The organism is Herbaspirillum sp. 1130 (assembly GCF_017833835.1).
Lineage (GTDB): Bacteria > Pseudomonadota > Gammaproteobacteria > Burkholderiales > Burkholderiaceae_D > Herbaspirillum > Herbaspirillum huttiense.
Genome location: NZ_JAFICQ010000003.1, coordinates 518,811 through 544,759, shown reverse-complemented (window position 1 = coordinate 544,759; position 25,949 = coordinate 518,811). Strand labels below are relative to the sequence as shown.

At 63.8% G+C, this 25,949-nt stretch carries 24 protein-coding genes; 8 read left to right on the top strand and 16 right to left on the bottom strand.

What is annotated here, in order from left to right; all coding sequences use genetic code 11:
• Positions 1-16: 16 nt before the first annotated feature.
• Positions 17-1,021: a sulfonate ABC transporter substrate-binding protein gene (locus tag JOD78_RS16030; protein WP_121038761.1), complete on the bottom strand. Its 1,005-nt coding sequence runs from the start codon at positions 1,019-1,021 to the stop codon at positions 17-19.
• 256 nt (positions 1,022-1,277) lie between these two features.
• Between JOD78_RS16030 and JOD78_RS16025 the strand changes: the two genes are divergently transcribed.
• Positions 1,278-2,993, top strand: coding sequence for a chloride channel protein (locus JOD78_RS16025; RefSeq protein WP_209568482.1), 1,716 nt, complete (start codon positions 1,278-1,280; stop codon positions 2,991-2,993).
• A gap of 19 nt (positions 2,994-3,012) precedes the next feature.
• Here the strand turns inward: JOD78_RS16025 and JOD78_RS16020 are convergent, their stop codons facing one another.
• Positions 3,013-3,390 carry a hypothetical protein gene (locus JOD78_RS16020; protein WP_209568484.1) on the bottom strand — a complete coding sequence of 126 codons (378 nt, stop codon included), beginning with the start codon at positions 3,388-3,390 and terminating at the stop codon, positions 3,013-3,015.
• A gap of 452 nt (positions 3,391-3,842) precedes the next feature.
• Positions 3,843-4,343, bottom strand: a complete 501-nt coding sequence (locus tag JOD78_RS16015; protein WP_204725213.1) for a spore coat U domain-containing protein — start codon at positions 4,341-4,343, stop codon at positions 3,843-3,845.
• Positions 4,344-4,793: 450 nt separating this feature from the next.
• Between JOD78_RS16015 and epsC the strand changes: the two genes are divergently transcribed.
• The gene (gene epsC / locus JOD78_RS16010; protein WP_121038749.1) at positions 4,794-5,738 is read left to right on the top strand and encodes a serine O-acetyltransferase EpsC; all 945 of its coding nucleotides are present in this window, start codon (positions 4,794-4,796) and stop codon (positions 5,736-5,738) included.
• A gap of 12 nt (positions 5,739-5,750) precedes the next feature.
• Here the strand turns inward: epsC and JOD78_RS16005 are convergent, their stop codons facing one another.
• Entirely contained in the window at positions 5,751-5,906 is a 156-nt protein-coding gene (locus JOD78_RS16005; RefSeq protein ID WP_166675536.1) for a hypothetical protein, read from the bottom strand.
• Between the two features lie 121 nt (positions 5,907-6,027).
• A complete protein-coding gene (locus JOD78_RS16000; RefSeq protein WP_134134911.1) occupies positions 6,028-7,179 on the bottom strand; it encodes an MFS transporter in 1,152 nt (383 codons plus the stop codon).
• Between the two features lie 76 nt (positions 7,180-7,255).
• Between JOD78_RS16000 and gcvA the strand changes: the two genes are divergently transcribed.
• Both gcvA and ssuD read left to right on the top strand, forming a co-directional pair.
• Positions 7,256-8,137: a transcriptional regulator GcvA gene (gcvA, locus tag JOD78_RS15995; protein WP_209568486.1), complete on the top strand. Its 882-nt coding sequence runs from the start codon at positions 7,256-7,258 to the stop codon at positions 8,135-8,137.
• Positions 8,138-9,203: 1,066 nt separating this feature from the next.
• Positions 9,204-10,331: an FMNH2-dependent alkanesulfonate monooxygenase gene (gene ssuD, locus JOD78_RS15990; protein WP_039787651.1), complete on the top strand. Its 1,128-nt coding sequence runs from the start codon at positions 9,204-9,206 to the stop codon at positions 10,329-10,331.
• Between the two features lie 14 nt (positions 10,332-10,345).
• Here the strand turns inward: ssuD and gcvH are convergent, their stop codons facing one another.
• The 11 genes from gcvH to JOD78_RS15935 all read right to left on the bottom strand — a co-directional run bounded on the left by gcvH (position 10,346) and on the right by JOD78_RS15935 (position 21,374).
• Positions 10,346-10,723, bottom strand: coding sequence for a glycine cleavage system protein GcvH (gcvH, locus tag JOD78_RS15985; protein WP_121038740.1), 378 nt, complete (start codon positions 10,721-10,723; stop codon positions 10,346-10,348).
• 23 nt (positions 10,724-10,746) lie between these two features.
• Positions 10,747-11,352, bottom strand: a complete 606-nt coding sequence (locus JOD78_RS15980) for a peroxidase-related enzyme (protein ID WP_121038737.1) — start codon at positions 11,350-11,352, stop codon at positions 10,747-10,749.
• Entirely contained in the window at positions 11,349-11,885 is a 537-nt protein-coding gene (locus tag JOD78_RS15975; protein WP_121038734.1) for a CMD domain protein, read from the bottom strand. Before JOD78_RS15975 ends, JOD78_RS15980 begins: the two co-directional genes overlap by 4 nt.
• Entirely contained in the window at positions 11,882-13,213 is a 1,332-nt protein-coding gene (locus JOD78_RS15970) for an acyl-CoA thioesterase/bile acid-CoA:amino acid N-acyltransferase family protein (protein WP_121038731.1), read from the bottom strand. Before JOD78_RS15970 ends, JOD78_RS15975 begins: the two co-directional genes overlap by 4 nt.
• A 4-nt stretch (positions 13,214-13,217) precedes the next feature.
• Positions 13,218-14,804 (bottom strand): ABC transporter substrate-binding protein, encoded by a 1,587-nt coding sequence (locus tag JOD78_RS15965; protein WP_121038728.1) that lies wholly within the window; start codon positions 14,802-14,804, stop codon positions 13,218-13,220.
• 100 nt (positions 14,805-14,904) lie between these two features.
• Positions 14,905-15,912: an oligopeptide/dipeptide ABC transporter ATP-binding protein gene (locus JOD78_RS15960; protein WP_121038725.1), complete on the bottom strand. Its 1,008-nt coding sequence runs from the start codon at positions 15,910-15,912 to the stop codon at positions 14,905-14,907.
• Positions 15,905-16,897 (bottom strand): ABC transporter ATP-binding protein, encoded by a 993-nt coding sequence (locus tag JOD78_RS15955; RefSeq protein WP_209533412.1) that lies wholly within the window; start codon positions 16,895-16,897, stop codon positions 15,905-15,907. The genes JOD78_RS15960 and JOD78_RS15955 overlap by 8 nt, the downstream gene beginning before the upstream one ends.
• Positions 16,894-17,856 (bottom strand): ABC transporter permease, encoded by a 963-nt coding sequence (locus JOD78_RS15950; RefSeq protein ID WP_209568488.1) that lies wholly within the window; start codon positions 17,854-17,856, stop codon positions 16,894-16,896. Before JOD78_RS15950 ends, JOD78_RS15955 begins: the two co-directional genes overlap by 4 nt.
• Positions 17,853-18,827, bottom strand: coding sequence for an ABC transporter permease (locus tag JOD78_RS15945; protein ID WP_209568489.1), 975 nt, complete (start codon positions 18,825-18,827; stop codon positions 17,853-17,855). The genes JOD78_RS15950 and JOD78_RS15945 overlap by 4 nt, the downstream gene beginning before the upstream one ends.
• Positions 18,824-20,296: an NAD(P)/FAD-dependent oxidoreductase gene (locus JOD78_RS15940; protein WP_209568491.1), complete on the bottom strand. Its 1,473-nt coding sequence runs from the start codon at positions 20,294-20,296 to the stop codon at positions 18,824-18,826. The genes JOD78_RS15945 and JOD78_RS15940 overlap by 4 nt, the downstream gene beginning before the upstream one ends.
• Before the next feature lie 139 nt (positions 20,297-20,435).
• On the bottom strand, positions 20,436-21,374 hold the full coding sequence (locus JOD78_RS15935; RefSeq protein WP_134134896.1) for a LysR family transcriptional regulator: 939 nt from the start codon (positions 21,372-21,374) through the stop codon (positions 20,436-20,438).
• A 302-nt stretch (positions 21,375-21,676) separates the two neighbouring features.
• On the opposite strand from JOD78_RS15935, the gene JOD78_RS15930 reads away from it, so the two are divergent.
• From JOD78_RS15930 to JOD78_RS15915, 4 genes are all read left to right on the top strand, one after another.
• On the top strand, positions 21,677-22,882 hold the full coding sequence (locus JOD78_RS15930) for an aminotransferase class V-fold PLP-dependent enzyme (RefSeq protein ID WP_209568493.1): 1,206 nt from the start codon (positions 21,677-21,679) through the stop codon (positions 22,880-22,882).
• Between the two features lie 170 nt (positions 22,883-23,052).
• Positions 23,053-24,063 carry an ATP-binding cassette domain-containing protein gene (locus JOD78_RS15925; RefSeq protein WP_209568495.1) on the top strand — a complete coding sequence of 337 codons (1,011 nt, stop codon included), beginning with the start codon at positions 23,053-23,055 and terminating at the stop codon, positions 24,061-24,063.
• The gene (locus JOD78_RS15920; RefSeq protein WP_121038704.1) at positions 24,060-24,758 is read left to right on the top strand and encodes a methionine ABC transporter permease; all 699 of its coding nucleotides are present in this window, start codon (positions 24,060-24,062) and stop codon (positions 24,756-24,758) included. The genes JOD78_RS15925 and JOD78_RS15920 overlap by 4 nt, the downstream gene beginning before the upstream one ends.
• Positions 24,759-24,872: 114 nt before the next feature.
• Positions 24,873-25,664: a MetQ/NlpA family ABC transporter substrate-binding protein gene (locus JOD78_RS15915; RefSeq protein WP_134134892.1), complete on the top strand. Its 792-nt coding sequence runs from the start codon at positions 24,873-24,875 to the stop codon at positions 25,662-25,664.
• Positions 25,665-25,949 lie beyond the last annotated feature (285 nt).

The window sequence follows — 25,949 nt, the reverse complement described above, 5'->3', positions numbered from 1 at the left end:
ACCGTGCGCGGATGGTTTACGCCAGCCAGGGTGGTGCCGTCTCGCGCAGGTTGATCTTCTTCGGGATCAGCTTGAGATCGAGGAAGGTATCGGCGATCTGCTGCTGCTCGTCGAGAATGGCGTGCGTGATCGGCAGCGTACCGTAGTTGTAGCGGCGCACCACCACGTCCAGAACGCCCTTGGGCAGCCCCAGGATGCCGGCCAGTTCGCTGGCGTAGTCATCGGGGCGCGTCTTGGCGAACTCATCTACCTTGGCCAGCTCTTCCAGCGCGATGCGGATGAGGTCGGCATTGTCCCGCGCATAATCACGGGTCGAAAAATAATAGGCACGATTCTTGACCACCCCGTCGGCGTCGGCCAGGATGCGCGCCTTCAGGGTCTGCTGGGCGGCCGCCAGATAGGGCTCCCAGATCGCCCAGGCATCGACCGAGCCGCGTTCAAACGCAGCGCGCGCATCGGCCGGTGCCAGCCAGACCGGGGTCACGTCGCCGTATTGCAGGCCATGCTTTTCCAGCAGCTTGACCAGGAAGTAATGCACGTTGGAACCCTTGTTCAGGGCGATGCGCTTGCCCTTGAGCTGCGCCGGTTTCTGCAGGCTGTCATCCTTGACCAGGATTGCTTCCACATAAGGACGCGGCACCGTCGCGCCCACGTAGACCAGCGGCGTGCCGGCCGCCTGCGAAAAGATGGGCGGCGCTTCGCCGACGTCGCCGAAATCGATCGAGCCCGCCCCCAGCGCTTCCAGCTGCACCGGGCCGGCACTGAATTCCACCCACTTCACGGTCGCCCCCAGCGATGCCAGCCGCTGCTCCAGCGTGCCATGGGCGCGAATGATGCTCAGCGCCCCTTTCTGATAACCCACACGCAACTGGCGCGTGGCCGCGTGTGCCAGGCGCGGACTGAACGCCGCAGCCGCACCGGCCGCACCCAGGGCCAGTCCGGCACCGATGAGGCGGCGGCGCTTGCTGTTCAATTCCACGGTGGCGAGGGCGCGTTGGCGTTTGTCTTCGTACTGCGGCATGGGGACTCCATCATTCATGGTTGAGGTCGATATTTCCTGGCTCACAGGGTAGCGAGCCCTCCTCATGCTGCGAACGAATCATTCCTCCTGTGCATAGAAGAAAAGCGGATAAGTCGCGCCGTGCATGCAACACCCGGCCTCTTCCTGGTCGAATATTTTATATCACGTTGTGATATATTTATTCCCTATCCATTTATCCATGCGACTTCTTCTCCACGATGAGGTCGTCACCACTACCTCTCAAATTCGCCATTCAATGAAACACAAACGCGACTACACCGCCGACCGGCGGCTGCCCCTGCTATGCGCCATCGGGGCGGCCATCGGCGCGCTGTCCACGGGCGCGGCCTGGCTGCTGCTCAAGCTCATTGCGCTCTTCACCAACCTGTTCTACTTCCAGCGCCTGTCCTTCGAGGCCAGTTCGCCTGCCGCGCATACACTGGGCTGGATGGCGGCCCTGCTGCCGGTGATCGGTGGTCTCACCGTCGGACTCATGGCGCGCTACGGCAGCGACAAGATCCGGGGCCACGGCATTCCGGAAGCGATCGAGGCCATCCTCTTCGGCAAGAGCCGCATGTCGCCCAAGGTCGCGTTGCTGAAACCGCTGTCATCGGGCATCGTCATCGGCAGCGGCGGTCCGTTCGGTGCCGAAGGGCCGATCATCATGACCGGCGGCTCGCTCGGCTCCCTGCTGGCGCAGTGGCTGCACCTGACTGCGGCCGAGCGCAAGACCCTGCTGGTCGCGGGAGCCTGTGCCGGCATGACGGCCATCTTCGGCACGCCCCTGGCCGCTCTGCTGCTGGCGGTGGAACTGCTGCTGTTCGAACTGCGCCCGCGCAGTCTGCTGCCGGTCGCGCTGGCCTGCGCCATCGCAGGCTTCCTGCGGCCGTGGCTGATGGAAGGTGGCGTGCTGTTTCCGCTGGAAGTGGCACCGGCCGCGCCGATCGCCCTGTTGTCCTGCCTCGCCGCCGGCCTGGCCAGCGGTGTGCTGGCGGCGCTGCTGACGCTGGCCCTGTATCGCATTGAGGACGGCTTCCATCGCTTGCCGCTGCACTGGATGTGGTGGCCGGCGCTGGGCGGCATCGCCGTCGGGCTCGGCGGGTTGTTGCAACCACGCGCATTGGGCGTGGGCTACGACGTCATCGCCGACCTGCTGAACCAGCACATGCTGGTGTCGGCGACCCTGGCGCTGCTGCTGGTGAAGGCGGTAATCTGGCTGCTGGCGCTGGGGTCGGGGACCTCGGGCGGGGTGCTGGCACCGCTGCTGATGATGGGGGCCGGTCTGGGCCTGGTGCTCGCACCGTGGCTGCCGGGCGGCTCGCCGGGACTATGGCCGCTGGTCTGCATGGCCGGTGTGCTGGGCAGCGTGCTCGGTGCGCCGCTGACGGCCATCGTCTTCGCCTTCGGCCTGACCCACGCGGGCAATGCGCTGCTACCGCTGATTGCCACCACGGCCGTTGCCTATGGCGTCAACGTGTTGTCGATGAAGCGCTCCATCATGACCGAGAAGATCGCACGGCGCGGCCTGCATGTGCATCGCGAATATGGTGTCGATCCGCTGGAACGGGTGCATGTGGAAGACCTGATGTCCGCCCCGCAGGCGCTGGAAGCGGCGCTGCCGGCCGGTGAAGCGCTGGCGCGGTGCCGCGCGGCAGAGCGTGTGCATCGCTACTATCCGGTGACGGCGCATGGCCGCCTGCTCGGCATGGTTGCGCTGAGCCGCCTGCAGGCCGCCGATCCGGCCGCAGGCTGCGGCACCCTGATGCAAGCCGAGGCCGGCTACCTGCTGCCCCATCTGAGTGCGCGCGCGGCTGCCGGAGCGATGGCGCGACAAGGGGTGGCGCGCCTGCCGGTGGTGAATGGACCGGAACGCCGACAGCTGGTCGGCGTGCTGTCCTTGTCAGATCTGGCACGTGCCAGTGCCAGCCATGCCGAGGAAGAATCAGTACGGGAAAAATTGCTGGGAAGCTGAAGCCTCGTCTGACTGCAGCTCAGACGCCACCGCTGAGCTTGCACATCAGGTTGTCATGCGAGACCAGGATCACGTTGATACCGGCATTGCCGTTGTCCATGCGGAATTCGCTGTTGCCGTTGGCCAGCGAGATGATGCGGACCGCACGCGTGGCGGTCTCGGTCATGACCGTTTCGGCCGCCATGTTCAGGCAGGTCAGCACGCAGCCGCTGCCCGCCGCGCAACTGCGGGTGATGTCGCTGGCCACCGGCGAAGGGACAGCAGTACTGGCCGGCACCGGGACGGCGGCCGGCACCTGCACCGGGACTTGCGCACGGGCCGCTGCGGCGGACAGCAGCAGACTGGACAGCAGAGAAAGAAGCGCAAGGTGGAACGATGAAAACCGCGGTGCGCGCATGGAAAGGCCTCCCTTGTTGGATCTGTCGGATCGAGCCCGTATTGCATCACAAACAAAAAAAGGGCGCACCTCCTTGCGGAAGTACGCCCAAAAGTAAGCCCCCCTCAGGGCTTCCCGGTAATCGAGGTACTAGGGCCTGTTCACATCCAATCTGTGAGATGCGTTGCCCCCAGAAGGCGGGCTGGCAAGGCGCGCGTCAGGGCTGGTGGTGGTGCCACCAGCCCTGACGTGCAACGCGGCCAGCGCGCCTTCTGGAGGCAACCCTCCGGGAGAGGCCGCCAAGCGTCGCCTGCCGTTGTTGCAGCTCCTTGCCGTGGCACCACCACGGCGCGTCGCCGCGCCTAGGCAGACAACGCTTGGCGACCTCTCGCACTCACAGATTGAATGTGAACAGGCCCTAAAAGCCACGATGGGCGCAGGGAATCTGGCCTGCTGCCGCATGTGGCGCAACATCAGTAGGTCAGCGTGACGGTCACGGTGTCCGAATAAGCGCCCGCCAACGGGGTCTGGGCGGCAGGAATCTGGCCGTAGACGGTCAGCGTCTGGGTCAGGCCGGAGCCGGTCCCGGTGACGGTGTCGGTGCCGATGGTCGAGCCCCAGTTGTTGCTGCGGGCCGAATCGCGGTACAGCGCGTAGTTCAGGGTACCGCCGCCGGCCGCGCTCATCTTGCGGCTGCTGACGGTGGAACCGGTTCCAGTACCGGCGTCAAGACCGACGTTGTAGGCAGTACCGTTGGTGCACAGGACGGTGATGGTGCCGGACTGGTTCACCAGGCTCTGGCTGTAGGCGCCGAAGGCGATGGCCGAACCGACCACGGTGCAGGAGGCCACGACCGAAGCGCTGATGGTCAGCGTACCGCTTGCGGTGGCGGCAAACGAGGCCGGTGCGCTGGAGGCCAGCACGACAGCGGCGACGGTGGCGGCAACGAAGCGGTTTTTCTTGGCGTGGAACATCGAGTCTCTCCTGGTTTGGCTGCCTGGTCCTCGCCCCTCGCTCGGACTTCTTGCTGCAGCTGGTATGACGAGACTTTAAGTTTTTGTTGTTCCACCCAATATCGGGAGCTTCCTGAGGTGACGCGCTTTTGCGTCAGGATTTTCCTGAATGATATAAATGCATCATGTCGTGAGATATTCATCAAGTCTCACGGCGTCGGCTGGCCAGGCAAGCGTGGTGCGGATTTGCGGCAGATCAAATGCGCATGAGGATATGCGCAATGATACTTTGCAGGAACCTTAATTCGCGGGTAAAGTCCATGACCAGAGCAGATTCAACAGCGGTGCCACTTTTCAGATAGAACTGGGCACCGCGAATCTCTCTTCCCGTGTTTCCCCGCCTGGTTTTTCTCTTCGATGGCTTCCCTGCCCTGTCCGGCACCCCGCGCGCATTTTTGATAGCATGCGGGCATGGAACCTGATTACATCCCCGAACTGAACGCATTGTCTGACTCGGTTGAGTCTGCAGGCCTGGGCTTGTCCGCCGTGGTCGCCGGCCTGCGTACCTCGCGCGAAGTCACCAACAAGATCCGCTACCGCGGCGAGATCCGCGAACTCCCCTCGCGGGAAGCCATGCAGAAGCTGTTGCAGCATCTGCAGGCCGCCTTGTTCCCCACGCATTACGGGCACACCGATTTATCCGATGAGACCATCGATTATTTCGTTGGAAGCCAGTTGAATGCTGCGTTGTCCATTCTGCGCGAGCAGGTGCGGCGCAGTCTGTATTTCAGCAGCGATGTGGAAGAGGATGGTCTGCTGCGGGAACGTGCCACGGCCATCACGCGCGACTTCGCGCACCAGTTGCCGGGCGTGCGCGATATCCTGGTCAGCGACATCCAGGCGGCGTATCACGGCGACCCGGCGGCGTCGAGCATTTCGGAGATTTTGCTGTGTTATCCGGGCACCACGGCGATCATCTATCATCGTCTGGCGCACGCCTTGCATCAGCTGGGAGCACCGCTGCTGGCGCGGCTGATTGCCGACATCGCGCATTCGGCCACCGGCATCGACATCCATCCGGCGGCGCAGATCGGGCCGAGTTTCTTCATCGATCACGGCACCGGGGTGGTGATCGGCGAGACCACCATCATTGGCCGCAACGTACGCCTGTACCAGGCCGTGACGCTGGGTGCCAAGCGTTTTCCGCAGGAGCCGGACGGTTCATTGGTCAAGGGGATTGCACGCCATCCCATCGTCGAGGATGACGTGGTGGTCTATGCGGGCGCGACGCTGCTGGGCCGCATCACCATCGGGCGAGGGTCGGTCATTGGCGGCAACGTGTGGCTCACGCACAGCGTGCCGGCGGGCAGCAACATCTCGCAGGCGGAGATGCTGAGCGACTGCCGCCAGCCCTGACCAGCCGCTCGTTCAACCAGCTGCGCCCAGCCAGTGTTGCAGGAGGTACAGCGCACCCAGCACGGACAGGCCAATGACGAAGGCAGCGCCGATGGCACGGCCTTCGGCGGGCAGCAGCGGTTCAGTCGCGAAGTGGCCGAGTTCCTGGTAGATGTGGTGATCGTTCATGGAGGCTCCTGAGTCCGGCAAGGAAGGGATCAGGGCCATGCTAGTCAAGCTGCGTGCTGCTGTGAACGAAGCAATGGGCAGATCGATATCTGTTCACCGCATAAAGCGCGCCCCGCCCTGCTCAGGGCTGACCGGAGAGGGACGCTGGCGGCACGGGTACCGGCTGGCGTCCGCAGGCGATGGCTGCCAGCGCCAGGGCCGAGGCCGCGAGGCTGTAGAGCCACAGGGATGACATCACCGGCAGCAGCAGGCCGGCCAGCATCGGCCCCATGCCTGCGCCGATATCGCGCCAGATCGCACGTCCAGCCAGCGCATGCACACGCTGCGCCGGTGGCGTGCGGGCTGCGACGATGGGGGCCAGCAGCGGCAGTTGCAGGGCGCGCAGGATCACGATCAGCCCGGCGAACAGCCACAGCAATCCCCCGCCGAAACCGACCAGCGCCACGCAGGTGGCCAGTGACAGCGTCACCAGTACCTTGACCGCACCGAAGCGCTCGGCCAGCCATCCGCCCAGAGGGCTCAGGACGATTTCCCCCGCGTAGCGCAGCGCCATCAATACCCCCGCGACCAGTTCGCCATCAGCGCCGAAGGATTGCTTGCTCATGTAGGCCAGGCCGACGATGAAGAGGCCATCCAGGGTGAGTCCTTCGAGGAAGGACCACCAGTCCAGGGCATTGGGCAGTTTCCAGCGGCGTGGCTGGGGCGGTGCGTAGGCGTGCTGAGGCAGGCGGCGTGCGGCCAGCAGGCCCAGCAGTGCGGTGGCCGCCACCAGGGCGAACACCATGCGCGGCCCGATGTGGGGGGCCAGCAGTGCGGCGGCAGGCAGCCAGAGCATGGGACCGATGGCGATGACGCCGCGCGAGCGGCCGGAGCGGCGGGCTGCGCCTTGGGGGTTGGCGGTGGACATGGCCTGGGTGGAGAGGTTGAGTCCGGCGAAGGCCATACCCCACAGCAGGCGCAGTGGCAGCAGGGCCCAGAAGCCGCTGGCGACCGTATAGCCGAGGGCGCAGAGGATGGCGGCGCAGACAGCCAGGGTGCAGGTGGGGCGATCGCCGCGTTGTGCGTAGAAGCTGGCGACCCAGCGATAGCCGGCGATGCGCACCAGCCGGTTGGCCGCGAGCAGCACGCCGGCCTCGGCGAGGCTGACGTGGAACTGGGCGGCGTACATGGGGAGCAGCAGGTAGAGGACGATATCGCAGGGCAAGGCGGCCGAGAGCGACATGGCGGCGTGGCGCGAATCGATATCGGCCTGGCGGTGGTCTGGCGTGGTCATGGAGGCCGATGATGCGCCGCGTGGGGTGGGCTGACAAACGATATTAATTCCGGGCATGCGTGATAATATTTGACGCATGGCCGATCTCACTCTTCCGCTCAATGCCATCCGCGCCTTTCTGGCAGCGGCCCGTCACCAGAGTTTCACGCTTGCGGCGCAGGAGCTCAATGTCACACATGGCGCGGTCAGTCGCCAGATCAAGAACCTGGAAGACTATCTGGGCATGCCCTTGTTCGAGCGGCGTACGCGGCAGGTGTTGCTGACCGAGCGTGGGCGGCAGTTCTTCGAGGAGGCCAGTCCGGCGCTCGATATTCTCGCCAATGCGGCGCGGCGGGTGATGCGGGATGCGCCTACGCGCACGGTGGTCATCAATGTGCGGCCTTCCTTTGCGGTGCGCTGGCTGATTCCGCATCTGTCCGATTTCGTGGAGCGGTATCCGGGGATTGCGCCCCAGGTGGTGACCAGTACGGCGACCGTGGGCAAGGCGGGCTCTTCGTTTGATATCGCGATCCGGCGGGGAGAGACCAATTGGCCTGAGACCCTGAAGGTGCAGCGGTTCATGGAGGATGAGCTGGTGCTGGTGGCTTCTCCTGCGCTGCTGCAATCCATGCCGCTGGAGGACGTGTCGCAGTTGGCGCGGCATACGGTGCTGGTGTCGCGCAGTCGGCGCAATGACTGGGAGGACTGGCGCAAGCTGGCCGGCCTGAAACGCTCACGTTCCCAGGCAATGCTGCATTTCGATCACGTGCATTTTGTACTGCAGGCGGTCATGGATGGGCTGGGGGTGGCCTTGTCGCCTGTATCACTTGCGGATAACGATCTGCGCTCGGGGCGGCTGGTTTGCCCCTTTCCTGATCTGCGCTTGAACCTCGCACCCTACTACCTCGGGATCAGCTTGCAGGCAGGAGCTGAGGCGCAATTGTTTGCCAAATGGCTTGGGGAATATCGCGGGGTTTGATCGGTGGTTGATTTGGTTTTGTGTTGTCTTGTTTTGTCCTGTCTTGGCTGGGTGCTTTTCTGGTTGTTAGGTTTGGCGTAGTCTGCACGGAATTCTGTCCTGCGCTCTAGCTTAATTATTTTCCCTCTCCGGTCGGAAGAACGCGCCGGGAGCGGCCCGGCAGCCGCTCACTTTTCTTGTCTCGCCAAGAAAAGTAAGCAAAAGAAGGCGACCGCAACTCCGCCGCCCTCCTTCGGAGGGTCCCCGCTTCAGTACCCAATAAAACGGGAAAAATAAAGTCGCTTCGCTCCGGTTATTTTTCTGATCCGTTTTATTGGGTACTGAAGCGGCGGCGCAGATGCGGACGACTGAGACGGCTCGCCTTCGGCCTCGCACCCCCTCCTACTCGCCTCCGGCTTTGCCTTGGCGTTCTTTAGCCTTCGATACGTCGCTGCGCGACTACTCAGGACGAACGGACGGAAATTATTTAAACAAAAACCAAAAAAACAAAAAGACAAAGAAACAAAGAAACAAAAAAAAAGAACAAAAAAGGAAAAACCCAAAAACCAGAGCGGGAGTGGAAACGAACAAAAGGTCGATGCCGCAGGCGAGCCAACCCAAAGCCGAAGACGAGTTGGAGACGCGGCGAGGCCGAAGGCGAGCCCGTGGGGGTGTTGTCCCCATAGAGCCAGCCGCCGCAGCGGAGCGAAAAGTGGATCAGAAGGATAGTGGGAGCGAAGCGACTCTATCCTTCCCACTTTTCGCTCTGCTGCGGCGGGGACCCTCCGAAGGAGGGCTGGCTCTTTGGGGTCGCCTTCTTTTGCTTACTTTTCTTGGCGAGACAAGAAAAGTGAGCGGCTGCCGGGCCGCTCCCGGCGCGTCCTTCCGACCGGAGAAAGATAAGAATTAAGCTAGAGCGCAGGAAAGATTTCCGTGCAGACTACCCCATACAAAAAAACCAGAAAAGCACCCAGCCAAGAAAACAAAACCAAAAACCAACTAAGCAAAGAAGAAAACATTCTTAGCCACAAAGAGAACAGAGCGCTCTAATAACGCCAAAGCGAAAAATGCAAAAGGAAACTCTGGCATGTCATTAGAACTCTTCTGGTTTCTCCCTACGTCGGGCGACACACGTTACCTGGGCAAATCCGATTTCGGCCGAGCCCCCACGCTGGACTACATGCGCCAGATAGCGGTGACCAGTGAAGCGCTGGGATACGATGGATTGCTGATCCCGACGGGAGCGTCCTGCCTGGACCCATGGGTAGTGGCGGCCAGCCTGGTCCCGGTGACTCAGCGCATCAAGCTGCTGGTGGCACTGAGGACGTCTCTGGGCGGCCCGGGCCCGTCGGCGAGACAGGCAGCGACGCTGGACCAGGCCCTGAACGGCCGCCTCCTGCTCAACGTGGTGCCCGGAGGAGATGCCACGGAACTGGAAGCCGACGGCGTCTTCCTTAAGCACGACGAACGCTACGAAGCTGCTGACGAATACCTCACCATCTGGCGCAAGCTGCTGCAGGGCGAGACCGTCAACTACGAAGGCAAGCACTTCCGCATCCGCAACGGCCAGCTGTTCCATCCGGCGATACAGCAGCCCTACCCCCCACTGTATTTCGGCGGCTCCTCCCCTGCTGCGCACGACCTCGCCGCCAAGCATGTGGACGCCTACCTGACCTGGGGCGAGCCACCCGCCGCCGTCAAACAGAAGATCGAAGACGTACGCGAACGCGCCGCCAAGCAAGGCCGCACCGTCAGATTCGGCGTGCGTCTGCATGCCATCGTGCGCGAAACCACGGCCGAAGCCTGGGCCGACGCCGAACGCCTCATCAGCAAACTCACCGACGAAGACATTGCCCGCGCCCAGCAGAACTACGCCAAGATGGATTCAGTAGGACAACAAAGAATGGCCGCCCTGCACGGCGGCCGCCGCGACAAACTGGAAATCGCCCCCAACCTGTGGGCCGGCGTGGGACTGGTGCGCGGCGGTGCCGGCACCTCGCTGGTTGGCGATGCGGCCACCGTCGCCGAACGCCTGCAGGAATATGCGGACCTGGGCGTGGACACCTTCGTCCTCTCCGGCTACCCGCACCTGGAAGAAGCGATACGCTTTGCCGAACTGGTCTTCCCCCTGCTGGGCAAGAACGCGGTCACCTTGCGTGACCGTGCCCAAACCGGCGGCGCCTTCGATATCCGCGCCGCCGCATCGGCTTCCTGAACGCAAAAAGCGCCTCAGGAAATCAGCTTGATGTAACCCGCCGCATCAAGAAAACCCTCCGCCGAAAATGGCGCGGCCGGCTTGAGCTTGAAGATCCATTGCTCATACGGCTCACCATTGATGGCGTCAGGCGACTCTACCAGCAGCGAGTTGATGGCGATGACCTCGCCATCAACGGGCGCATGCAAATCCGACGCCGTCTTGTTGGATTCGACGATGCCCGACTCGGCCCCCTTCGCCAACACCTTGCCCACGGCCGGCATATCGACATACACCAGCGGCCCCAACTGCTCCTGGCCGAAATCGGTAATACCGATGGTCAGCGTGCCATCGTCTTCAAGCTTGACCCACTCATGGGTCTCGGCATAGACCAGATGATCCGGAATGTGCATCACTGTCTCCTCATGGAAATAATTTACTTGGCCTCAGCCTGGCTGCCATCGGCAAACACCGGCTCGCCCAGATTGAGCATCAAGCGATTGGCCCAGGCAAAGATGGCCACCGAGTGAATCAGGTCCAGCACTTCCAGTTCACTCAAGCCCACGTCATAGAGGGCCTTGATCTGCGCCGCCCCGATCTCGCCCGGCGTCTCGGTCAGCTCGGCCGAGAACTTGGCAATGGCCTGCTCGCGCGCATCCACACCGGCACCGTAAGGCGTATCGAACACCTGGCGCACCGTATCGTTACGCTTGGCCAGCTGCTCGAAACGCTGCGCATGAACGGAAGCGCAATACACGCAGCCATTGATGCGCGAAACCACCAGCGAACCCAATTCGCGCTCCGCACGCGAGAGCCCACCCGGCGCATACATGATGGCGTTGAAGGCCGCCGAACGCTGGCGCAGGATATCGGGCTGGTGCGCCAGGAACAGGTAGTAGTCCGACGTCTTGGCCTTGGGATGGCTTTCTTCCAGCACCTTGACCTGGTCTTCGCTGGCCGCGTCCAGCTGGATCACGTCCAGCCAGGCATCCCATTCCAGGGACTCATTGGTAAAACCGTTGGCCTTGATGATCTCGCTCATGCCGATTCTCCTTGTTGGACCGCCGCAGCACGCATGGCCTTCAGACCCGCGACCACGCGCAATTGATAGGACACGAAAGCGATCAGCTGCGACAGTGCCACCACCGCCGGCGTGCTGATGCCCGCGGCCGGCAGCTTTTCGATCGCAGCCTTGTCGCCTTCCACCGGGCGCTGCGTCAGCGCGCGCGTGAAGACCAGCATGGCGCGCAGACGACCCTCCGGTAATTGCTCGGGCTCACCGCTGTCAGCCGCCGCCAGTTGCGCAGCATCGGCCGGTACCGCTTCTGCACGCGCGCGGTAATGCGCGGCCAGATCGGATGCGCCAGCCAGGCGGCAAGCGTAGAGCGCCACCAGCAGGCGCTCATCCAGGCCGATGCCTTCCAGGGCCGGGTCGAACAGCGTGTCATAGCTGCCCTGCGAAGCCACGGCCACCTTGTCGCGCTGATGGCGCAGGCCGTGCAGGGGGCTGCCAGCGGCCAGGCCGGCCAGCTGGTCGATGACATCCTTGCTGATGTCGTAGACGGGGGTACTCATGCGTTTTCCTTTGTGGATGAATGCCTGGCCAGCGCGTCGCGCAGGAAGTGCTGCGCCTGCTGCCAGGCGTCGAGATCGGCGCGGGCATTGGCGGCGGGTTCGCCGCCACCGGTACTGATGCGCCCCGACACCGGATGCGCATACGTGGTCTGCGTGGTCGGGACGAAGGGGAACAGGATCGAATGGCCGGCATGCGCATAGTTGCGCCATACCACCGGCCACGGGTGCGACACTTCCGCCAGCTTGTCCTTGACCATCGCGCAATACAGGCTGGAAGGCCAGGAGCCGTCATCGGTGGCCGACAGCAACAGCACCGGTCCGGCGATCTTCTCCACCGGAATACGGGCGCGCGCCACCGCTTCCTCGTCCTGCAAGGCAGTCAGCATGGCCAGTTCATGGCGATGCGGTGCCGGGCCTTCGTCAAACGGTACCCAGCTGGCGCTGCGGTTGTCCTGCCATTGATGCGGCAAGGGCTGGCCGCGCAGCAGCCAGGTCGGGCCTTCGCGGCCCACGGCAGGATCGGCCGCATTCTGGCCGCTGTGTACCAGCGCACTGGGCACATAGGCCAGCACCGCCGACACCTTCTGCGGAAAGGTCGCCCCCAGCAGCAGCACCAGCTCGCCACCGCGCGACTGGCCACTGATGGCGACGAAATCGTGCAGCGGCTTTACCTCGGCACGCAGCCAGTCCAGTCCGCGCTCGAAATACTCCAGCGGTGTATTGGAAATGTAATCCGACAGGCCCGGCGCCTTGAAATACGCCAGCGCAAACGCGGCCACCCCGCGCGAGGCAAACAGCGCCGCACGCGGTTCGTTGATGCCGCCACCGGAACCATTGAGGATCATCACCGCCGGATGCGGTCCCGGCGTGGCCGGCAGGAACAGCGTACCGACCAGCCCCTCTTCCCGCACCTCGCGCCGGGTCACCCCGGCAGCGGCCAGCCGCTGTACCAGTTCGGTACTGGCCGGCGCGCACGGGGCCAGGCCCGGCTGGTCCAGTGAGGAAACGGTCAGCGTAGTCACCAGCGGTGCCATGACATCGGCGTGGAAGTTGTCGCGGCGGCCGGCTTGCACCGGCTTCTGCGACCACAGCAAACCCATGGGATCGATGCCGTAGTAATCGCCATCGATGGCCGGATTCATGCTCACGTCGACGTGGCCATAGGCATCGGCGATGTAGCACGCCGTACTGCGCCACTCCGCGCCGTTGCGCAGGGTGGAGGAAGAGATCCGCACCGGCTCGCCCGGATGCGCACCCCGCACGATGATGCGGCGGGGTACGTCGATCAGGTCGTCAGCCGGGCTGACCTCGATGGAGAAGTTGGGCATGTCCTTACTTCTTGTCCTGGGTCACCATCATGGCCGTCGTGCGGTCGCTGCTGATCGGAGTGACCTTCAGGCCCTTCTTGGCAGCCCAGATGTTCTGGTAGTGGTACAGCGGGATCACGCCCACGTCATCCGAGACGGTCTTGGCAGCGCCGCGCAGGATGGCTTCGCGCTTGGCCGCATCGAATTCAGCGGTCGAATCGGCCAGGGCCTTGTCCACGGCCGGGCTGCTGTAGTGGTTCCAGTTGGAGGCGCCGATGCCCTTCTTGGGATCGACCGTGCCCAGCACGTTGACCAGCGCATAGCTGGCTTCACCCGTGCCATTACCCCACGCCAGCACCGAGACGGCGAACTCGTTCTTGTTGGCACGCGAGGAATAGGAGGCCCACGGCAGCACTTCGACCTGGGTCTTGATGCCGATGCGGGTCCAGAACTGCGCCACGGCTTGCAGGGTTTCCGGTGCTTGCGGATAGCGATCGTTGGGCACGTGGATGGTCAGCTTGAAACCTTCCGGAAAACCGGCTTCGGCCAGCAGCTTCTTGGCTTGAGCAGCGTCGAAGGGAATGTTCTTGATCTCGGGGTTGTAGCCGAAGGTATCGGCCGGCATCCACTGGTTGGCTTCGGTGGCCGCACCCTGCAGGATGCGGTCGATCAGGGCCTTGCGGTTGATGGCCAGCGACATGGCGCGGCGCACGCGCACGTCCAGCAGCGGATTCTTCTCCAACTGCTTGCCGTTGTTGTCGGTGATGAAGGGGCTGGGGCCTTCATGGAAACTCGGCTGGATCAGCAGCACGCGCAGGCCGTTGTAGGGGTAGACCTTGACGTTGGGCGACTGCTTCAGCTTGGCCAGGTCGGACACCGACACCTTGTCGATCACGTCGACGTCGCCCGACAGCAGTGCGGCAGTACGGGCCGCGCCATTGTTGATGTAGCGGTAGTTGACCTTTTCCCACACGGCCTTGCCGTTCCAGTAGTCATCGTTACGCTGCATCACCACGCGGTCGCCCGGGGTGTAGGAGACGAACTTGTAGGGACCGGTACCGACCACGGCCGCACCGCTGTTGTAGTTCTCGGTGGTGGACTTTTCGCCCACGTGCTTGCTGACGATGTGCACCGAGGCCAGGTTCAGCGGCAGGTCCGGGTTGGGGATGTTGGTCTTGATGACCAGGGTCAGCGGATCCTTGGCGGTGACCGATTCCACCGTGCGCAAGTAGCCGGCGAAGGTGGCCACGCTGCCCGGTACGGCACGGGCGCGCTGGTAGGAGAAGATCACATCGTCAGCGGTGAAGGGCTTGCCGTCCTGCCACTTGACGTTGGGGCGCAGCTTGAATTCCCAGGTCTTGGGGTCGATGTTCTTCCAGCTCACGGCCAGGCCGGGGACCAGCTTGTTGTAATCGTTCTGGACCAGCAGGTCCCAGAAATGCAGGTCCACCGAACGGTCGCCGGCGTGGTTGTTCAGTTGCGGATCCAGCGACGAAAGCGGATCGGCAAAGGCGATGTTGAGGTTCTGCGCATGCGCGGCATCGGCAGCGGCAGCCAGCGCGGCACCGGTCAGGGCGACGGCCAGCAGGCGGGTCAGGAGAGTTTTCTTCATGGTCGGGTTCCTCTGTGGTCAGGGTGGAAGCACTGCGGGGGTGCCAAGTTCTTGACTGCTCGGTTCTTCGTTTCTGTCGTTTCTATCGTTTCATATCATCTCAGCGGCCATCATTGAGATGGCAGGCACTCAGGTGCCCCGGTGCGATCTCGCGCAACAAGGGCTGCTCTTCACGGCAGCGCTGCGTGGCATGCGGGCAGCGCGGGTTGAAGTGGCAGCCGGTCGGCGGGTTCAGCGGACTGGGGATCTCGCCCTTGATGGCGGTGAATTCCTTCTTGCGCGCGCCCATGCGGGGCACCTCGGCCAGCAGCGCCTGCGTATAGGGGTGATTGGGCTGGCCGAACAATTCGCCCACCGGCGCACTCTCCACCACCCGGCCCAGGTACATGATGACCACGCGGTCCGACACGTGCTCCACCACGCCCAGGTCATGGCTGATGAAAAGATAGGTCAGGCCCAGTTGCTCGCGCAGATCCATGAAGAGATTGAGGATCTGCGCCTGGATCGACACATCCAGCGCCGCCACGGCCTCGTCGCACACCAGCATCTGCGGCTGCACCGCGAGCGCGCGCGCAATGCCGATGCGCTGGCGCTGGCCGCCGGAGAACTGGTGCGGATAACGGTCGCGCAGGGCCGGATCAAGACCGGCGCGCAGCAACTGCTGGCAGACATAGGCATCGAGGTCGCCCTCGACCTTTCCGTTCACTTGCGCCGCTTCGCCCACGATCTGATCAATGCGCAAACGCGGATTCAGGCTGGCATAGGGATTCTGGAAAATCATTTGCACCTGCAGCCGGGCCTCGGCTTCTTCCTTGCTGCTGAGGCTGGCGCGGTCGCGGCCGTTGACCAGCACCTGGCCATCGGAAGGATCGAGCAGGCCGCAGGCCACCCGGCCCAGCGTGGACTTGCCGCAGCCGGATTCACCGACCAGCCCCACCACTTCACCCGGCAAGACCTTCAGGTCCACCTGGTCCAGCGCATGGGTGACGGCCGGCGGGCGGCTCCAGCCGCGCGCCTGCAACTGGCGTTCCAGCCAGCCCTGGCGGCGCTCGCCGAAGCGACGGCTGACGGCACGGGTTTCGATCAGGGGAATGACGGCCTTATCCATGGTGCTCGTTGCTCTGTGTGCTCGGGGTCGGGTGATAGCAGCGCACCCGGTGCGCCGGCAGCGGTTCGCTGATCGCCGGGGCCACCAGGCACTGCTGGGAAAGGCGCTCGCAGCGTGCAGCAAAGGCGCAGGTCGGCGGCAAGTGCAGCAAGTTGGGCGTCATCCCGGGAATCTGGCGCAGCCGTGCACCGCGCCGGTTGTTGCTGGGCAGGCTGCCGATCAGGCCTTGCGTGTAGGGGTGCAGCGGCGCATCGAGCACCGCATCCACACTGCCCTGCTCGACGATGCGCCCGGCATACATCACCGCCACTTCATCGGCCAGTCCGGCCACCACCGACAGATCGTGCGTGATCCAGATCAGCGCCGTACCATGCTGGCGCGCCAGCTTCTGCACTTCCGACAGGATCTGCGCCTGGATGGTCACATCCAGTGCCGTGGTCGGTTCATCGGCGATGATGAGGTCGGGCTTGTGCAGCATCGCGATGGCAATGGCCACGCGCTGGCGCATGCCGCCCGAGAGTTGATGCGGATAGGCCTGCAGCCGCTCTTCCGGACTGGCGATCCCCATCATGCCCAGCGTATCGCGCGCCAGTTCGCGCGCCTGCTGGCGGCTGAGCTTGCTGTGCGCCAGCACGGCATCGACCATCTGCGCTTCCACCTTCAGGACCGGGTTCAGGGTCATCATCGGGTCCTGGAAGATCATGGCGATGCGGTTGCCCTGCAGTTCGCGCAAGGAGGTCTTGTCCATGCTGACCAGGTCGCGGCCCTGGAACAGGATCTCGCCACCGACGATGCGGCCCGGCGCATCGACCATGCCGAGGATGGAAAATCCGGTCACGCTCTTGCCCGATCCAGATTCGCCCACGAGACCCAGAATGCGGCCACGGCCGACCGACAGCGAGACGTCATCGACCGCCGGCAGCACGCCTTCGGGCGTGAAGAAATGCGTGCGCAGGTTGCGCACTTCAAGTGTGAGCGCGCTCATTTCTGCCACCGTGGATTGAGGATGTCGCGCAGGCGGTCGCCGACCAGGTTGATGGCTACGATCACCACCAGCAGCGTGATGCCGGGATAGAAGCTGATCCAGTATTCGCCCGAGAGCATGTATTGGTAACCATTGGAGATGAGCAGGCCCAGCGAGGGTTCGGTAATCGGCACACCCAGGCCGAGGAAGGACAGCGTCGCTTCCAGGGTGATGGCGCGTGCCACCTGCAGGGTACCGATGACGATCAGCGGCGGCAGGCAGTTGGGCAGGATGTGGCGCACCATGATGCGCCAGGACGACAGGTTCAGGCCTCTTGCGGCTTCCACGTATTCCTTGCGCCGTTCCACCAGCGCCTGGCCGCGCGCAGTGCGCGCGTAATACGCCCACTCCAGTACCACCAGCGTGGCCATCACGTTGAAGATGCCCTTGCCCACGTATGCCAGGATCAGCATCGCCACCAGGATCGAGGGGAAGGACAGCACCAGGTCGGCAAAGCGCATGAGCAGCGTATCGACCTTGCCGCCCGCATACGCGGCCAGCAAGCCGATGAGCGTGCCGATCACGCCCGCGATCAGGGCCGAGCCGACACCGATGCCCACGCTGATGCGCAGGCCGTAAAGAATGGCCGAGACCAGGTCGCGGCCCTGGCCATCGGTGCCGAGCCAATACGTAAAGGTGCCGGCGCCATTGGGCGTACCCGGATGCAGGCGCGCATCGAGCACATCCAGCTGCATCAGGTCATAGGGATTCTGCGGCGTGATCCAGGGTGCAGCAATGGCAGCGACGATGAGCAGCAGCACGATCACCAGCCCCAGCATGGCCGAACGCGAGGCCACGAAGTGGCGCATCACGCGCCGCCACGGAGACTCGCGGCGCGGAGCCTGGAAGGCCGACAGTTCGGCTACGCGGGCGCGCACCTGTTCTTGCGTCATGGTCACTTCGGTCTGCGGCGCGCTCATGCCCGGGCCTCCACCCGCACGCGCGGATCCAGCAATTTGTAGAGCACATCCACCACCAGGTTGATGGTGACGAACATGCAGACGATCACCATCAGGTAAGCCACGATGACCGGACGATCCAATGCATTGATGCTGTCCAGGATCAGCTTGCCCGCGCCCGGCCAGGCAAAGATGCTTTCTGTTACGACCGCAAAGGCAATGGTGGAGCCGAACTCCAGCCCGACCACGGTGACCAGCGGAATGAGCGTATTGCGCAGCACGTACATCAGTACCACGCGTGCCGGCGACAAGCCCTTGGCACGCGCAAACTTCACGTAGTCCATCGGCAGTACCTCACGCACATTGGCGCGGGTGAGGCGAATCACCAGCGAGATCTTGAACAGCGAGAGATTGATGGCCGGAAGGATCATGTGCCGCCAGCCATCGGCGGTGAGCCACGACCATTGCACGCCGAACAGTTCGGCGGTCTGCCCGCGTCCGCCCGAAGGCAGCCAGCCCAGCGTGACCGAGAAGGCCATGATCAGCATCAGGCCGATCCAGAAGGTCGGGAGCGAGAAACCGAAAATGCTGGTGGTCATCACCAGGCGCGAGAACGGATGATCCGGCTTCATGCCTGCGAACAGCCCCAGCGGCACGCCCACGACCAGGGCCAGCAGCAATGCGGCCACGGCCAGTTCCAGCGTGGCCGGCAGGCGCTGGAAGATCAGCAGGATGGCCGGGGTGTTGTAGACGAAACTGTTGCCCAGGTTGCCGTGCAGCGCGCCATTGAGGAAGGCCAGGTACTGGCGCCACACCGGCTGGTCCAGTCCCAGTTCCTTGATGATGCGCAGGCGGTCCACCTGGTCCACGTCCTGGCCGATCAGAATATCGACCGGGTTGCCGATCATGTGCAGGCCGAAGAAGACGATCACCGTCATCAACAGCACCATCATCAGCGCCTGCAGCACGCTCTTTGCGATGGCCCCACTCATGCGGGCAGCTCCCACGGGGATTCGGTCCACTCGTCGCCTTCCAGTTCCGGTTCTTCATAGGCCTGGATGTTGCGGTAGTGGTAGTCGATGTCCTCGCTGTACATCAGCGCGGCAATGCCCTGCGCCAGGCGGTAGGCTCCATCACTGATGGCCGGGATGTCGCCGGAGACCGTGCCATGGCTGGCAGCGGCCGGATAGCAGAAGCAGTGCACACGCTCCAGCCCCGGCAGGCTGCCCGGCGTCTTCTGCTGGAACTCGAACACCGGACCCAGGTAGGGCGAGTCGGCCAGCTCCTGGTCTTCCTCACCGGCAGGCGGGGTGTAACGGTCGCTCCAGTTGAGGACGTGCGGGGCGATGTCCTTGAACTCGCTGCGCAGGCTCCAGTCGATCTTGAAACCGGTGGAGAAGAACAGGAAATCCAGTTCCAGCGGACCACGGTTGGTCTGCAGCAGCAGCGCCCCATCCGGCTTGACCTCAACGGATTGAATCGCCGTGCCCAGCAGGAAGCGGGCATTGGCAAAACGCGAGACGCGGCGGGTGCTGCCCGAAGGCGGCGGCACCTGCTGCACGTTGACGTAATGGCGGATGCGCCATTTCCAGGCATCGGGCAGATGCAGATGGCCGTTGACCAGGCCCGGATTGCCCGCGCCCTTGCCCTTGTTGATGCGCGGCAGTTCCTTGCGGCGGATCAGCAGGTCGACCCGCGCCGCGCCCTCTTCCAGCGCCGTGGCGGCGCTGTCCATGGCCGACGAACCACCGCCAACCACGCCCACGCGCTTGCCCTTCAGGCTGGCATAGTCGTAGACGTCCGAGGAATGCGCCCAGCGTTCGCGCGGCAGCTGCGCGGCCAGCGGCGGTACGCTGGCGCCCCCCAGGCCATCGCGGCCGGTGGCCACCACCACGCGGCGCGCCAGCACGGTCGAGGTACCGGCAGGCGATTGCAGCTGTAGCGCCACGATGCCGTCGGCGCGCGGCTGCACGGCCAGCACGCGGTGTTCGTTGCGGATATCGAGCTGCATGACGCGGCGGAACCAGCGCAGGTAATCCATCCATTGCAGGCGCGGGATCTTGTCCAGCGCTTCCCACGCCTCCAGCCCGAACTGGGCCTCGAACCAGGCGCGGAAGGTCAGCGCCGGGAAGCCCAGCGCCGGGCCGGTCAGGGTCTTGGGGGAACGCAGGGTTTCCATGCGAGCAGTGGTGGCCCAGGGGCCTTCGAAGTCCTTGGGCGACTGGTCATAGATCACATTGGGAATGCCCAGGTGCGACAGCGCCACCGAAGCGGCCATGCCGGCCTGGCCGCCACCGATGATGGCCACGTCGATCACCGGCACGCCGTCGCGCAGGGTGGCCGGGGTCCAGGACTTGCCGGGCAGCGCCAGCCATTGCAGGTCCTGGCGTACGCGCGCCTCCAGGGCGGCCAGTCCTTGCGGGGGAGCAACGGAGATCAGAGTCGGTTCGGTGTCGTGCATAGCGCCTCGTCAAAAGCATGAAGAGACGTCGCCGGCACAGGCCAGCGATCGTCTCGATTCGGGTTTTGTGATGCAACGCCCTTCCCGGTTGACGCTGCTTGCTTGGGTTTTACTACGGTACTGCGTGCTGCGAAATCATTTACAACAATTCGTCATGCAGGCTGGCATCGCGCTTGACGAAGCCCTGCAAGGTGCTGCGGGCGGCCATCTCCACGGCATCGATCAGGCGTTGCGTGACGCCCTCGACCGGCTTGCCATAGGGCGTGACCACGCCAAAGTAAAACGGAATCTCCACCGCCAGGCGCTTGACCACCATGCCCTCGATGGGCATGCCGTAGGCCGTGGCCGGTTCCACCAGCGCCACCCCCAGCCCGGCGCGGGCAGCCATGATGGCGTTGAAGGAGGTGTTGGTATCGATGGCGACGTCGAGCTGGCTGTCCTCGCCCAGCGCCAGTTCCACGCGCTGGCGCAGGCGATAGCGGTTGGACATGGTGATCACGCGCTGGCCGCGCAGCGCGGCGCGGGTGAGCTTGTCCTTGCCCGCCAGCGGATGGTCGGCGCGCACTACCGCCACGCAAGGCGCTTCGCCGATCCAGTGCAGGTCCAGCCCGCGATGGGCCACCGGTAACGAGGTCAGCCCCAGGCTGACGGTACGATGCAGGACCGCATGCACGACCTGCTCGGCTGACGCGCTGCGCAGGTGGACGTGTTCGGGGAAGGCGCGCTCCTTGTCGGCGGCCAGCAATTGCAGGGCCGCCGGGGCGATGGTGGAGGCCAGCGCGGGGGTGGCGACCAGATGGACCGGATGGACTTCTTCACGGGCGATTTCCTGCGCCCGTTCGCGGATGCTGCGCAGGCCCACCAGTGAGCGCTCCACTTCCTCATAGAGCAGGAAGGCCTTGGCCGTGGGCGTGACGCGCGGACCGTTGCGGTCGAACAGGGCGTAGCCCAGCTCGGCCTCCAGTTCGCCGATGGCCTTGCTGACGGCGGGCTGCGAACGGCCCAGGCTGCGGCCGGCACCGGTCACGCTCCCCAGGGTCATTACGGCCGCAAATGCCTCCAGCTGATTCAGATCCATCGAAATCGCATTCCTTGATCAAGGTCCTTGCATATGATTTTCGAATTATAGGTTTGCTTGTATTCTATTTCAGTATAATAATTTTGTATAAGCAAATGCAGGAGGTGGCATGTGACCGGGAATCCCGCTGCCCTCCTGCCTTGCGGCCTGGCCAAATGGAATGCCTGCGGGCAATTTTCGAATTTCGTATATACAAATAAGCGCAAAGTCGTTTTCCAAATAACGGCTGCGGCGTTACTGTATGACCAGGCCCCTGGCCACCCTGCTCAACTGGAACCCTCTGGACTCTCCGGAACACCGTCATGAACGCCCCTGCTCCCTGTCGCCCGCCGGCCGATCTTCGCTTCCCCATCTACTTGGACTACGGCGCTACCACGCCGGTCGATCCGCACGTGGCGCGTGTCATGTGCGACTTCCTCACCGAAAAATTCGGCAATGCGGCCAGCAGCTCCCATCCCTTTGGCTGGGAAGCGCGGCGCGCGGTGGACAAGGCGCGTGCCCAGGTGGCCGGCCTGGTCGGTGCCCGTCCCGATGAAATCATCTGGACCTCGGGCGCGACCGAATCCAACAACCTGGCCCTGAAAGGCTGTGCCCACGCGCTGCGCGCCCAGGGGCGCGGCAAGCACCTCATCACGGTGGCCACCGAGCACAAGGCCGTGCTGGACACCATGCATACGCTGGAAAAGTCCGGCTTCGAGGTCACCTACCTGCAGCCCGGTGCCGATGGCCTCATCACGCCGGCCCAGTTCCGTGCGGCGTTGCGGCCGGACACGCTGCTGGCCTCGGTGATGTATGTCAACAACGAGATCGGCGTGATACAGCCCATTGCCGAGCTGGGTAAAGTGTGTGCCGAGCACGGTGTGGTCTTTCACGTCGATGCGGTACAGGCAGCCGGCAAGATCGCCATCGACCTGCAGCAGCTGAAGGTGGACCTGATGTCCTTCTCGGCGCACAAGGTCTATGGCCCCAAGGGCGTAGGCGCGCTGTATGTCCGCCACAATCCGGCCCTGAAGCTGGAAGCCCAGATCGACGGCGGCGGCCATGAGAACGGCATGCGCTCCGGTACCCTGGCCACGCACCAGATCGTGGGCATGGGCGAAGCCTTTGCACTGGCCGGTGACTTGCTGGAAGAAGAAGGACGCCGCATCCGCGCCCTGCGTGACCGCCTCTGGTCCGGCCTGGCCGACCTGCCGGGCGTGCAGTTGAATGGCAGCGCCGAGGCGCGCGTGCCGCACAACCTCAACGTGAGCTTCCCGCCCACACGCTACGGCACGCTGGGCAGCCAGTTGCTGGGCATCGCGGTGTCGGCCGGTTCGGCCTGTAATTCGGCGGCTGCGGCGCCCTCCTTCGTGCTGCTGGCCATCGGTCGTTCGCCCGACGTGGCACGCAATGCCGTGCGTTTTTCGCTGGGGCGCGGCACGACCGAGGCCGAGATCGATTACGTCGTGGCCACCGTGCGGCAGGTGCTGGCGCATGAGGTCGAGGCGGAACTGCTGGCGGCGCATTAAGACGGATGGAGCGGCGAGCTTAGTTTTCAGACAAGATGCGCGCCGTCTCCATCATTCCCGCTTGTTAGGTTTCAACTAGCTTTTTCTCTCATAAGCTAAGAACTTTTTATAAGTTCTCACGTGGGTCACGCCCGGTTAGACTCGGGGCCGTTTCCTTAGAACTGACCAACGTGATTCGCATCGAGCAACTCCACAAGACTTACCGTGCCGGCCAGCGCGACATCATCGCGCTGCAGGACATCAACCTGGATATCGCCCAGGGAGAGATCTTCGGCATCATCGGCCGCTCCGGCGCCGGCAAGAGTACCCTGATCCGCACCCTCAACGTCCTCGAACGCCCCGACAGCGGGCGCGTCATCATCGACGGCGAAGACATCACCGGCCTGGGCCATGAAGCCCTGCTGGGCCTGCGCCAGCGCGTGGGGATGATCTTCCAGCATTTCAATTTGCTCAATGCCAAGACGGTGGCACAGAACATCGACTGGCCCCTCAAGATTGCCGGCCGCTATACGCGCGAGCAGCGCGCCGCGCGCGTGACTGAACTGCTGGAGCTGGTGGGGCTGGACGCGCACCGCGACCAGTATCCGGCGCAATTGTCCGGTGGCCAGAAACAGCGCGTGGGCATCGCCCGCGCGCTGGCCAATTCGCCGCGCCTGCTGCTGTGCGACGAAGCGACCTCGGCGCTGGATCCCGAGACTACCCAGTCCATCCTGCGCCTGCTGCTGGATATCAACCGCAAGCTCGGCCTGACCATCGTGCTGATCACGCACGAGATGGAAGTCATCCGCAGCATCTGCGACCGTGTCGCCGTGCTGGACCAGGGCGCGCTGGCCGAACAGGGCCGCGTGGTCGACATCTTCCTGCGTCCGCAGCACGCCGTGACGCGTTCGCTGCTGGCCGAAAGCCACGCCTGGGATGCCAGCGACACGCTCTACCAGCGCCGCCCCGATGGCGCGCTGGTGCGTCTGACCTATGCCGGTGAAGTGGCGGCACAACCCATCCTGTCGCAACTGACGGCGGCAACCACCGCGCTGGCCACCATCGTGCGCGGCACCGTCTCGCGCATCAAGGACACGCCCTATGGACAATTGCTGGTGGAATTCTCGGGCGGTGATGAGGCTGTCGGAGAAGTCCTGGCGCGCTTGCGCGATTCCGGTATCGATCATGAGGTGCTGGCATGAGCGCGCTGTCTTCCCTGTCTGCCCTGGTGGGCCAGATCGACCTGTCGGTCATCGACTGGAGCGAGGTCGGCGACGCCACCGTGGAAACCCTGGCCATGACCGGCGGCTCGCTGTTCTTCACGGTCTTGCTGGGACTGCCGCTGGGCATCCTGCTGTTCCTGACCAACCGCGGCCAGTTGCTGGAACAACGTGGGCTGTACTGGGTGCTGTCGCTGGTGGTCAACGTGCTGCGCTCGGTACCCTTCCTGATTTTGCTGATCCTGCTGATCCCCTTCACGCTGTGGCTGGTCGGAACCTCGCTGGGCGTGACCGGCGCCATTCCGCCGCTGGTGATCGGTACGGCCCCCTTCTTTGCCCGCCTGACAGAAAGCGTGCTGCGCGAAATCGACCGCGGCATTCTCGAAGCCTGTACCGCCATGGGGGCACGGCGTCGCCAGATCATTTTTGGCGCGCTCTTGCCCGAAGCCCTGCCGGGCCTGCTGGCGGCGGTGACCATCACCGCGATCACCCTGATGTCGTATGCCGCGATGTCGGGCGTGATCGGTGGCGGCGGCCTGGGCGACCTGGCCATTCGCTATGGCTACCAGCGCTTCCAGACCGAAGTGATGGTGGTCACGGTGGCCATCTTGGTAGTGCTGGTGCAGTTGCTGCAGTTCTTTGGCGACCGCCTGGTGCTGCGCTTCACCCGCAAGTAAGGCAGCAAGAAACGGCAGTCCATGTTTTTCCGGGTGCGCTCCCCACGAGGGAAGCTCCCACACCACGTCAACCGACGTTCAATCGATAGTCATTACAAAAGAATGGAGAGAACCATGATCCGCAAACTGATCCCTCAACTGGTGGCCGGTGCCGCCCTGGCCTTCAGCGTGGGCGCCCACGCCGCCGACAAGCTGGTGATTGCCGCCACACCCGTGCCGCATGCCGAGATCCTGGAACACATCAAGCCGGCCCTGGCCAAGGAAGGCATTGAACTGCAGGTCAAGGTCTTCACCGATTACATCCAGCCAGCCGCACAGACCAACGAGAAGCAGGTCGATGGCAACTTCTTCCTGCACCAGCCCTACCTGGACCAGTTCAAGAAGAGCCACAAGAACGACATCGAAGTGCCGGTAGCCAAGGTCCACGTCGAGCCCTTCGCCGCCTACTCGCAGAAGTTCAAGAAGGTCGCCGACATTCCTGACGGTGCCACCATCGCCATCCCCAATGATCCGTCCAACTCGGGCCGTGCCCTGCTGCTGCTGGCCCGCAATGGCCTGATCAAGCTCAAGGACAGCTCCAACATTTCCTCGACCCAGAAGGACATCGTGGAAAACCCCAAGAAGCTGAAGTTCCGCGCCCTGGAAGCGGCTACCCTGCCGCGCGTGCTGAACCAGGTCGACGTCGCCCTGATCAACACCAACTATGCGCTGGAAGCCAAGCTGAACCCGGTCAAGGATTCGCTGTTCATCGAAGATGCGAACTCGCCCTATGCCAACCTGCTGGTGGCGCGTGAAGACAACAAGGACAGCGCCGCCATCAAGAAGCTGGCCGCCGCCTTGAATACCCCGGACGTGAAGAAGTTCATCGAAGAGAAGTACAAGGGCGCAGTCGTTCCGGCCTTCTGATGCACTCGGGCAGACTGCACCGTCTCCCTGTCACACCGCCGGTGTGTCCCGCAGAGCCGGGAGCACCGCAGAAGCGTGCATAGCGGCAGGCCGGTGTGTTTTACTGCAAGCCACGGAGTGATCCGTGGCTTTTTTTCGTCCAACCATCCCGAATTATCGAGCAGCGGGACAAGCGCAAACTTGGTGAACCCCCGCCCCAAGATCGCCCCTCCCCGCCCCGCCATCAGCCAGTCCCAATCGGCATGACGCCATGCCGGATCAGCATCGCCCGCATCGATGCGGCCA